The organism is Flavobacterium sp. (assembly GCF_044338735.1).
Lineage (GTDB): Bacteria > Bacteroidota > Bacteroidia > Flavobacteriales > Flavobacteriaceae > Flavobacterium.
Genome location: NZ_JBIIWV010000066.1, coordinates 1 through 11018 on the forward strand (window position 1 = coordinate 1; position 11018 = coordinate 11018).

The window sequence follows — 11018 nt, forward strand, 5'->3', positions numbered from 1 at the left end:
AAAATATACGAATATGCCAAATGTAATTGGTCTTCGTGAAAAAATTGCTGCAAAAATAATTAGCGAAAATAAATACGCTTTTTAAAACAGTAATTAATTGGTTTAATTTGTAAAAAAACCATCCGATAAACGGATGGTTTTTTATTATTTTAAAATCTGAGCAGCATGTGCTTTTGTTTTTACCTCTGAAATTACATCTTCAATACTACCATTTTCATCAATAAGAAAAGTAGTTCTGTGAATACCATCATATTCTTTACCCATAAATTTCTTTGGACCCCAAACACCAAATGCTTGAATAACTGATTTATCTTCATCTGCTAATAAAGGAAAAGGTAAATCATATTTTTCAACAAACTTCATTTGGGCTTTAGCATTATCAGCGCTCACACCTAACAAAGCATAATTATTCGCTTGAAAACGAGCATAATTATCTCTTAAATCACAGGCTTCGGCTGTGCATCCAGGTGTACTTGCTTTTGGATAAAAGAAAATTACTAATTTCTTACCTTTATAATCGGCTAATTTATGTGAAGTACCATTTTGGTCTAAGCCTGAAAAATTAGGTGCTTTATCCCCTACTTTTAATGTTGTCATTTTATTTTTAGTTTAAAGTTTATAGTTTAAATTTGTTTAAAGTTAGTAAACAAAATTACAAAAATGACTAAAAGCGAAAGAGTAACATTTGTTATAAATACGTTAAATGAATTATATCCCGAAATTCCAATACCGTTAGATCATAAAGATCCCTACACTTTATTGATCGCGGTGTTACTTTCAGCACAATGTACAGATGTTCGAGTAAATCAAATTACCCCACTTTTATTTGCTAAAGCAGACAATCCATATGATATGATAAAAATGAGTGTGGAAGAAATTAAAGAAATCATTCGCCCATGTGGTTTGTCACCAATGAAATCGAAAGGAATTCATGGTTTATCTGAAATCTTAATTGACAAATACAATGGCGAAGTGCCACAAAGTTTTGAAGCTTTGGAGGCCTTTCCAGCCGTAGGTCATAAAACGGCAAGTGTAGTAATGAGTCAAGCTTTTGGTGTTCCAGCGTTTCCTGTTGACACCCATATTCATCGATTAATGTACCGCTGGGGATTCACCAATGGCAAAAATGTACAACAAACAGAGAAAGATGCCAAACGTATTTTCCCAGAGGCGTATTGGAATACTTTACATTTACAGATTATTTGGTATGGACGCGAATATTCTCCCGCTCGTGGTTGGAATTTAGAAAAAGATGTTATTACAAAATCAATTGGGAGAAAAAGTGTAATTAAAGATGTAAAGAAATAGTTGAAATTAAAAAATGCCTCAAATAAACTTGAGGCATTTTTTTTAATTTGCTATTATTTGAAAATTTGAATTCCCAATTTTATGAATACTTAAAGCTTTTGAATAATTAAGTATAAACGAAATTGTTTCTTTTTTAGGTCTCAAATTTTCAATAGCAAATTTTTTCTTAGTGTAAAGTTTTGCCATTAATTACAATTTAAATATATTGTTATAACGACAAAAATTTTATTTTAGTATTAATTTGTTAAAATAATTTGATTTTTTTCAATAATCTTTCTCAAATTCAAAACTGCATAACGCATTCTTCCTAGCGCTGTATTGATGCTAACACCTGTTAAATCGGCAATTTCTTTAAAGCTTAAATCTTGATACATTCTCATGATTAATACTTCTTTTTGATCTTCAGGTAATTGATCTAACAAGCGCGATAAATCAGCTTCTACCTGTTCGGTAATCATTTTGCTTTCAATTGTAGGTGCATTATCACTCATATAATTAAAAATAGAATATTCTTCCGTTTCTCGATTAAATGGCATTTTGTTTGATTTGCGATAATGATCCACAACCAAATTATGAGCTATACGCATAACCCAAGGTAAAAACTTACCTTCCTCGTTATAGGATTTTGTTTTAAGTGTATTAATTACTTTGATAAAAGTGTCTTGAAAAATATCGTCAGATAAATCTCTATCATTTACTTTTGAATAAATAAATCCGTAGATTTTAGATTGATGCCTTTCTATTAATGAAGTCAAAGCAGATTCATCTCCGCTTATATAATTCTTCACTAAAATTGCATCAGGAAATACAAAATTAGCCATAACATTACTTTTTAAGTTATTAAAATTTGGGACTGTGTAAAAAGTAATTGTTTTTTATAGGCAATTTTGTTTTAAAAGAATAATAAAATCAAATTTAACATAAAATTTTGTTATTAAACAAATTCTATTTAAAATTTTAACATATTTAATATAAGAAAGTTGGAAATAAACGCTAATCAATAACTAATTTCTCTTTATAAATTTGATCATCTACTGAAATAATCATTAAATAAACTCCTTTTGATAAATTTGAAATATCTATCATACCTGAGCAATTATCTATATCCATCATTTTTTGACCTAATAAAGAATAAATTTTCAAATTATTGATGTTTAAATTTTGATCAAACTCAAGATTTAAATGCGCTGGATTTTTGAATTTAATTTTGTTGTTATTCTTAATTTCGGTTAATCCTAAATTACAATTATTACCCACTACATATTGAAAATACTGCGTAACAGACAACCCATTCGCATAAGCAAATTTAACTGCATAACTAATTGTTGAGCCAGGAATTTGACCCGTTAAAGTATATGTAAAAGTTCTGCTACCAGAAACATTGGTCATTTGCACATCTGAAATAGGAGTTTGTTGTTTTCGTAAAAAAGCAACTAATCCTACTCTATTAGTATCTAATAATTCAAAAGTGACCTTAACACTGTTAGTTCCAATGGTTTCAAAAGCATAATTATAACCTGTACTAAATGACCCTTCTTGAGCAGCAGAGCTGGTTCCGTTACAACCAATAACGCCGGTTGTAGAAGCATTTAAGAGTATTGAGTTATTACTAGCATTATTTCCTGATAAATCACTGGCGCTTACTGAAAATGAATAATTTGTATTTGAGTTTAGTCCTGATATAACCATAGACTTTTGAACGCCAGAAGTTCCTGCAGCTGAGGTAGAATTTGAGCCATAAGTTACTCCGTATACAACAGAACCTGAATTATCATTAGAGTTTAATAAAAGCTCAATAGATGAGCTTGTAACTGCTCCAACAGTAGCTGTAAAATTTGTAGGAATTTGGGTATCAACCTGCACATTTTGATACACCCTAACATAATCAATTTCCATAGTAGCCTGATTAAAATCATTTGGTATATCACCTGCAACGCCACCCATTGCAATATTAAATAATAAATATTGATCAGCAGTAAAAGGCCATGTTGATGCGTTTTTAACCGATGGATTATAAGTATAAAATGGAACTCCGTCTAATAAAAACATAATTTGAAAGGGAGACCAATTCATTGAATATACATGAAAACTACTACCAAGGTTATTCGCAATTGTACCACCTATATTTGTTGTAGCGCCAGATGAAGAAGGCGTATGAAGTGCACTTTGAATATAACCTGCAGGTTGATCTCGAGTTATTCCGTGTTCCATAATATCTATTTCACCACAAGCGGGCCAAGGTGTTGTACCATGAGTTGCTGCAAAAAATCCCCCTGGCTCCGTTATGTTTTTTCCTAAAAGCCAAAGTGCTGGCCAAGTGCCTAGATTAGTTGGTACTTTTGCACGAATATCAACTCTACCATAAGTATAGGCAAATTTTGAATTTAAACGAGCAGAAGTGAATTGTTTTATTACACCTTGATCGTCAAAAACTTGTCTTTTTGCAACAATTTTTAACACTCCATTTTCTACAAATGAATTTGATAATAAGTTGGTGTAGTGTTGTTGCTCACCATTATGCCAGTTTCCACCATTAGGAATTTGCGTTTGGTGATGCCATTTTGATGCATTAACTGCACCATTTGTATTAAACTCATCAGACCAAACTAAATCAGAATAGATTACATCTACTTGAGCATATGAAAAATTTAAAAATAAAAAAAATACAAAGGAAATCTTTGAAAAAGTATAGTTAAACATTATGAATTAATTGTTAAAAATTATTTCAGATTCCAAAGTATTATCAGAACTACCACCGACAAATATTTTAAAATTCCCTGATTCTGCTTCCCAAACATTGTTTGCCGTATAAAAAGCCAACATTTTAGAATCAACTGTAAAAGAAACTACCTTTGATTCATATGGCTTTAACGTAACCATTTCAAATCCTTTAAGTTCTTTAACCGGTCTTGTATATGATCCAACCATATCTCGAATATACAATTGAACTACTTCTTTACCTTCAACAGCACTATTATTTATTAATTCAACTTGTATTAAAATAGTTTCATTTACTGAAAATGAATTACTTGACAATTTTAAATTTGAATACTCAAACTTGGAAAAACTTAAACCATGTCCGAATGCAAATAATGGCGTATTTTTTTCGTCAATATAATGCGACCAAAAAACACTTTCAGGTTCATTAAGTGAAGGCCTTCCGGTGTTCTTATGATTGTAATATATAGGCAATTGTCCTACATGCCTTGGAAAAGTCATTGGTAATTTACCACTTGGATTATAATCGCCATACAAAACTTGTGCAATAGCATTTCCACTTTGTGTACCTAAATGCCATGCTTCAACAATTGCCGGAATATGTTCAGCTGCCCATGGTAACGCAAGTGGTCTTCCATTAGTAAGCACTAAAACAATATTAGGATTCACTTTATAAATTTCTTCTAATAATTCTTGTTGAACACCAGGTAATCCTATATCTGTACGACTTCTACCTTCACCTGATTGTAAACCATGTTCGCCTAAAACCATTACTACAACATCGGCCTTTTTTGCAATTTGAATGGCTTCACCAAATCCAGACATATCAGTAGTATTTATCTTAGTTTCCCACATAAATTGGGTTCTACCAATTGCTACATCTGCACCTTTAGCATAAGTCAATTCATTATTGATATAAGCATTCATTCCCTCTAAGACAGAAACAGCAGTGTTATCATCAGCACCAATGCGCCAACTTCCTAACGGACTTGTTTTATCGGCTGCTAATGCGCCAATTAAAGCAATTTTTTGACCTGATTTTTTTAACGGAAGTATTTGATTTTCATTCTTTAATAATACAATTGATTTTTTAGCAATATCTAAAACACCTTCGTGAAATTCTGATTTTCCAACAGTAGCTTTTTCAACAACTTCATCACAATATTTATAAGGATTATCAAATAATCCTAATTCAAATTTTACTTTTAAAATGCGTCTTACAGCATCATTTATTTTAGAAATATCAACTTTCTTTTCGTTAACTAACGCTTTTAAATGATCGATATAAGCATAGGATTCCATATCCATGTCTGAACCAGCATTAATTGCGATTTCAGCGGCATGTTTACTATCTTTTGCGTAACCGTGAGGAATCATTTCGTTAATCGAACCCCAATCGGAAACTACAAAACCTTTAAAATTCCAATTATTCTTTAAAATAGAGCGTTGTAGTAAAGAACTCCCTGTAGCAGGAATTCCATTTAGATCGTTAAACGAATTCATGAATGTTTTAACTCCGGCTTCAACTGATGCTTTAAAAGGAGGTAAAATGATATTATGCAAAACATCATCACTTACAAAAACTGTATTATAATCGCGCCCAGATTCGGCGAAACCATACCCTGCAAAATGTTTAGCACAAGCAATAATATTCTTGTTTGATAAATTACCTTGAAAACCTTGAATTCTAGCTTTAGCAATTAAACTACCCAAATAAGGATCTTCTCCTGCTCCTTCCATAACTCTACCCCAACGTGGATCTCTTGAGATATCAACCATGGGAGCAAATGTCCAGTTAATTCCAACAGCTGCAGCTTCTTCAGCAGCAATTTCAGCCGATTTTTGAATAGCTTGAAGATCCCAACTTGCCGCTTCTGCTAACGGAATAGGGCTTATTGTTTTGTAGCCATGAATTACATCAAAACCAAATAATAAAGGAATACCCAAACGAGTTTGCTCAACAGCAATTTTCTGTAAAGCTTTAACATCTTTAACCCCTTTTACATTGAGCATTGAGCCTACAAGTCCTTTTCTTAGGTCATCGTATTTTTTTGCCGCATGACCTTCTTTTGGTACTGGTCCTGTGATGTCCCAAAAACCATTATATTGATTTAATTGACCTATTTTTTCATCTAGAGTCATCAACATCATCACCGAATCTACTTTTTGATCGATATCATTGCGTTTCTCGGTAACCAAGATTTCTTTAGGGCTACTGCACGACAACAAAGTTAAAATCAATAGAGTAACACCTAATTTTATGTTATTATATGTCATTGTAAAATTTATATATCTCAATGAAACGCATTGAAATTTTAATAAGAAAACATTATTTTTTATTGATATACTCTAACATAATCTACTAACATTTCTTGTGGAAATGGTGTTTCACTGTTTGGAGCGCCAGGATAATTACCACCCACAGCCATGTTTAATATCATATAAAAAGGGTTGTTAAAAACCCAATCACCCGTTACATCTGATGGCGTAATTTGATTGTAAAGTACATTATCAACATAAAAGTTAATGTAATTTTCGTCCCATTCTACACCAAAAACATGGAAATCAGTATCAAATCTGCTATTTGGTAATGTATAGGTTTTAGTAATTGCATTACCTGCAGAATAACCTGGACCATGAACAGTTCCAAATACTTTAGTTGGACTACTTCCCAAATATTCCATAATATCAATTTCGCCGCATTGTGGCCAAATAGCTGTATCAGAATTGGAACCTAACATCCAAAAAGCAGGCCATAATCCTTTTCCTCTCGGCAATTTTATTCTTGATTCAAGTCTTCCGTACTTGGTTTCAAATTTACCTTTAGTTAAAATACGAGCAGAGGTATATGATTTACCCATATATTGTTCTCTACGGGCTGTAATTTTTAAAAAACCGTTTTCAACTTTAATATTTTCAGGTCTATTGGTGTAATATTGCAACTCACTATTCCCCCATCCGTTATTACCTGTTCCAATATCATAACTCCATAAAATTGGATTTGGAGCACCATCTACATTAAATTCATCACTCATTACCAATTGTGTTTTGGTAACGACCGTTTGTTTTTCATCAGATGAACATCCCAACATCATTGAAAATACACAAATTGATAACAGCAAATTAATTTTATTTTTTTTCATTTTTTGTATTATTGAAAGATTATTATGTTTTTTATTTATCTATAAAAATAGATATTGTCCATATAAAAATTTGACAATGAAGAGCCATTAATATTTTCCATTATAATCAAACCAATATTATTTCTATTTGCTAAAGTCAATGGAGCTTCTATAGTAACCCAACCGTTTGGTTGAACTTGAGAACGTCTTACAAAAATTTGTTGTCTAGTATCATCACCTCCATTATCAATCTGATTCGGACCCCAATCTTCTATGGAAATTAAAAAATCGAAATTAGATGGAACACTGTTTGGTATATACAAATTAAAGTGCACATGTGTCATGGCCGTAGCATTTAATGTTGGGTTTGCAAAAGCAATACCTACATAATTGAAGGTAGTATAATTTAAAACATTATTTCCATTAACTGAAAAATCTGCCGATCCAGTTGATGAACCTGGTGTCCAAAAACCGTTGTAATAAGTTACAGGAACATTAGTATAAGTATCACTAAAAACGGAGAGTACATTAGCAGAGTTTCTAGTTGGAACTGGAGCACTTACAAAGGCACCCGAACAATTTATTACTAAACTACCCGTAGCTTGTTGCCCATTAAATGTTGCTGTAATTGTTGCTGTACCCGCTGCAATTGGAGTAACAACTCCAGCGTCATTAACCGTAGCAACAGATGGATTTGAAGAGGTGAAATTTAAAAAAGCCGGACTTATAGAAACTGATTGATTGCTACCGTTAGGCATATTAAATTTTGCTCGTAAATTTGAAACTAATGAAGTTACGCCAACAAAAGTAGATCTAATAACGGGTATATCAGGATCACTGTCGTTCACTAACATTATAGAAGCTTGTAACGGCAAAATAGTACCTAGCTTTTCAAATTTTAATTCGTCAATCCAAAACGTATATCCTGCGCCATTTGTACCTTGAGTACCGGCAGAATATCTAAACATACCTTTTTCTTGCAATAATTTTGAAGCATTAGGAATTGGAATAATGTATTTTGTCCAAGCCGTTCCTAAACTAATATTTCTCATAGTAGTTATGTATTTGTCAGGATAAAAGTCTTCTCCAAAACCAATCTCTCCAATTGTTACCCCTTGAGAGGCTTTAGCCCAAAACGTAAGAGCGTCAAAATCTGTTAAATTTCGACCTGCTCCATCTACTCTTAAAATACCTCCGGCATAATTACCTTGAGGATCATTTGAATTAGGAACATCAAAACGCATCGAAGCATTACCTTTATAACTAACATCAGTATCTACTGACCAAGCACTAAATTTTGACCCAACTGGGTTATTAGCATCTGGTCCATAAGGAAAGTAAAAGTTAGTACCCATACCAACTGGGGTATCTGTAAATATTTCCGCGGTTTTTGGATATGTCGCTAGTGTTTCATCTGACATATCTCCATCACAATTAACACTGGTTATCAAAACCAATCCTAAAAGGAGAGTATTTCTAAAGTAATTAATTTTTCTATTTTTCATTTTAAATCTTTTTAAATTATTTACCAATATTTATATGAATGTATGTTCTAATTTCCCACTCAGAACCATTGCCATAACCTACAGGGCTTAATTCTGGTACTGCAGGGTAGGTATTAGCAGGAACATAAGTTGGTGAATATCTTGGAGAATATTTATCTAATGCTCTCCAAATACCCATAATACCAATTCTTGTATCCGGTAAAATGAACCAATTTGGTTTTCCTAAAGAAGTTGAAATATCGATTGCACTTTGCACCGGAAACGTTAAGTTAAAATCTTTGTGATAATCATATGGACCCCAATCATTTAATTTTAAAGAGGATACAACTTTTACTTTGTTATAAATCATACGTAAATCGCCTCCCATTCTGTTGATGGTTCTTTCAGAATCGCCATTAGCTTGTCCATTTCCAAAATACAAATTAGCGATAATACCCAGACTGGAAGTCAATTTGGAAACAATTCGTGTATTGGATTCCCATAAATCTTGTGCTGGTGCTGATTTATCAAAAGCAAAAGGAGTTCTATTCTCTAAGAAACCTATTGCCGCATCCATCGTTGTAGGCAAATGACGGTAAACAAAACCTGTACTGAATGCAAATTTAGCATCTTCTAACAAATCATTATTCCATTCATACATCCAGGTTCCTGGTGTTGGATCATAGGTTAATAATAATTCTCCACCTGTGGTTTGACGATTTGATCTTACAATAAATGGATCGTCTAAAATATTTCTTAATCTTCCTGGAGCATTAACTCCATTTGGCATAGCATCTAACAATGGCATTTGCCATAGGAAATTAGGAGCAATTTGCAAATTGGAATTAATGTTATAAGTAAAACCAGCTAAAAAGTTCATTTGATTACCACTCCCATTTTCTTTTAATCGCCATCCTGTAAAGGTTTGAGTATAATCACCTCCAGTGTTAGCTACTAACCCATAAATTGCACCTTGAGTGTACACATTGAACTTACCTTTAGAAAATGTTAGCTTTATCTTAGCTCCCCAATTATCGTATGGTTGAACTTTGCGATTATATATGGTATAATTATTTGGTGTGATTTCTTTTGCAATCTGATATTCTCTTCCATTTAACGGTTGCCCCCCCCAAATACCACCATATTCAATTCCGAAGAATTGGTCTTTAAATTTAAGGTGAAATGAAGCACGCCGAGTCTTTGGTTGTGGAATAAAAATAGATGTTACCGCTTGAGCAGCACTTGAAATATCTTCATGATAAACCGCTGTTGCAGTTACTTTTCCGAAAGTTTTAGAATACTTCAATAAGTAAGCTGGGTTAGCTCCCCACCATAATTGAGGTCCAAAAGCCGCTTTTAATCCGTTTAAACTGCCTCTTCCATCAATTTCAAAACCAGAAGTTACACCATTATAAATGTCTAAATTTTGACCATAATTTGCTTCAGGATACAATCCGAAGAAGTCGCCTTCATAACCCCAATGGTAGTGACCAGTTCTATAGAAACCTCTAATTTCAAAATCTTTAGCAGTCCATTTATAAGAGGCATTGTAAATTTGAACTCTGTTCACATCATTAGTGTAAACTTCTCCGTCACTAGATAATAACGTTTGAGCTCTACCTCTATTTTCGTAGAAGATTTCATTTATTGGATTTTCTGCAACATTACCTAATATGTTGAAATTAACATTCGCTTTCATGTTTGCAGATGGGTTTCCTTCCACACCTATAAAGTAAGATTCCATTGTATCAAACCCAACTTTATTAGGATATTTATTCGTTTCTGGATCATCTATTGTAGGAGTTGAAAGTAAACTTCCTCCTGTATTAAATGTTGTGAATTCGGCTCTAAGATTACTTAACCTAATGACATCACTTTCATTTCCAGCTAAAGCAGCTTTATCAGCACGAGCTCTTAAAGCAGCATCCATGATATTTGCAGTCTCAAAATGTGTTTTAACTCCATTACTGTTCTCACTTGAAGCATAAGGATTAAACTTGTGAATTTCTTTCAACACATAATATGCTGCTCTTGGATACAATTGGTAATGACCAACTGCATCAACAGGTCCTTTGGCACAAATACCGAACCATTCTTCGTTCATATTATTTTGTCCTTCGGTGTAATCTTTTTGATAACCACCATTTGACCAAGAAGCATTAGAATCGTGAATATCTAAACCAGAAGTTTGACCAAATTTCCACCATCCATCACTAAATTGAAAGGTAAAACCACCAATTGCGATACCTGATTTCCCTGCTCCTGAAACATTCTCATATATTTCTTTCCAATTACTTTTCAAATAAAAAGCTTGTGCATTTTGATCTTCACTATTAGATAAAACATTAAAAGCATCAGAACCAAATTCAGTAAATAAAACAGGTTT

General features: G+C 32.8%; 8 protein-coding genes. 1 reads left to right on the top strand and 7 read right to left on the bottom strand.

The features are described 5' to 3' along the window. Positions 1–144: 144 nt before the first annotated feature. Entirely contained in the window at positions 145–597 is a 453-nt protein-coding gene (gene bcp, locus ACIQZC_RS05930) for a thioredoxin-dependent thiol peroxidase (RefSeq protein WP_396138317.1), read from the bottom strand. A gap of 63 nt (positions 598–660) precedes the next feature. On the opposite strand from bcp, the gene nth reads away from it, so the two are divergent. Next, positions 661–1308, top strand: coding sequence for an endonuclease III domain-containing protein (gene nth / locus ACIQZC_RS05935; protein ID WP_396138318.1), 648 nt, complete (start codon positions 661–663; stop codon positions 1306–1308). A gap of 236 nt (positions 1309–1544) precedes the next feature. Here the strand turns inward: nth and ACIQZC_RS05940 are convergent, their stop codons facing one another. From ACIQZC_RS05940 to ACIQZC_RS05965, 6 genes are all read right to left on the bottom strand, one after another. Then, entirely contained in the window at positions 1545–2129 is a 585-nt protein-coding gene (locus ACIQZC_RS05940) for an RNA polymerase sigma factor (RefSeq protein ID WP_396138319.1), read from the bottom strand. 172 nt (positions 2130–2301) lie between these two features. Then, on the bottom strand, positions 2302–4008 hold the full coding sequence (locus tag ACIQZC_RS05945) for a family 16 glycosylhydrolase (protein ID WP_396138320.1): 1707 nt from the start codon (positions 4006–4008) through the stop codon (positions 2302–2304). 6 nt (positions 4009–4014) lie between these two features. Then, on the bottom strand, positions 4015–6303 hold the full coding sequence (gene bglX / locus ACIQZC_RS05950; RefSeq protein ID WP_396138321.1) for a beta-glucosidase BglX: 2289 nt from the start codon (positions 6301–6303) through the stop codon (positions 4015–4017). A 59-nt stretch (positions 6304–6362) separates the two neighbouring features. After that, a complete protein-coding gene (locus ACIQZC_RS05955; protein WP_396138322.1) occupies positions 6363–7169 on the bottom strand; it encodes a family 16 glycosylhydrolase in 807 nt (268 codons plus the stop codon). A gap of 35 nt (positions 7170–7204) precedes the next feature. Then, positions 7205–8653, bottom strand: a complete 1449-nt coding sequence (locus ACIQZC_RS05960; protein ID WP_396138323.1) for an Ig-like domain-containing protein — start codon at positions 8651–8653, stop codon at positions 7205–7207. Between the two features lie 16 nt (positions 8654–8669). Next, positions 8670–11018, bottom strand: a 2349-nt coding sequence (locus ACIQZC_RS05965; RefSeq protein ID WP_396138324.1) for a glycosidase, incomplete at its 5' end; no start/stop codon positions are given.

Excerpts from the sequence above, each read along its gene's own strand:
- ACIQZC_RS05940 (WP_396138319.1), bottom strand. The coding sequence starts at position 2,129 with ATGGCTAATTTTGTATTTCCTGATGCAATTTTAGTGAAGAATTATATA.
- nth (WP_396138318.1), top strand. The coding sequence starts at position 661 with ATGACTAAAAGCGAAAGAGTAACATTTGTTATAAATACGTTAAATGAA.
- ACIQZC_RS05960 (WP_396138323.1), bottom strand. The coding sequence starts at position 8,653 with ATGAAAAATAGAAAAATTAATTACTTTAGAAATACTCTCCTTTTAGGA.
- bglX (WP_396138321.1), bottom strand. The coding sequence starts at position 6,303 with ATGACATATAATAACATAAAATTAGGTGTTACTCTATTGATTTTAACT.
- bcp (WP_396138317.1), bottom strand. The coding sequence starts at position 597 with ATGACAACATTAAAAGTAGGGGATAAAGCACCTAATTTTTCAGGCTTA.
- ACIQZC_RS05945 (WP_396138320.1), bottom strand. The coding sequence starts at position 4,008 with ATGTTTAACTATACTTTTTCAAAGATTTCCTTTGTATTTTTTTTATTT.
- ACIQZC_RS05955 (WP_396138322.1), bottom strand. The coding sequence starts at position 7,169 with ATGAAAAAAAATAAAATTAATTTGCTGTTATCAATTTGTGTATTTTCA.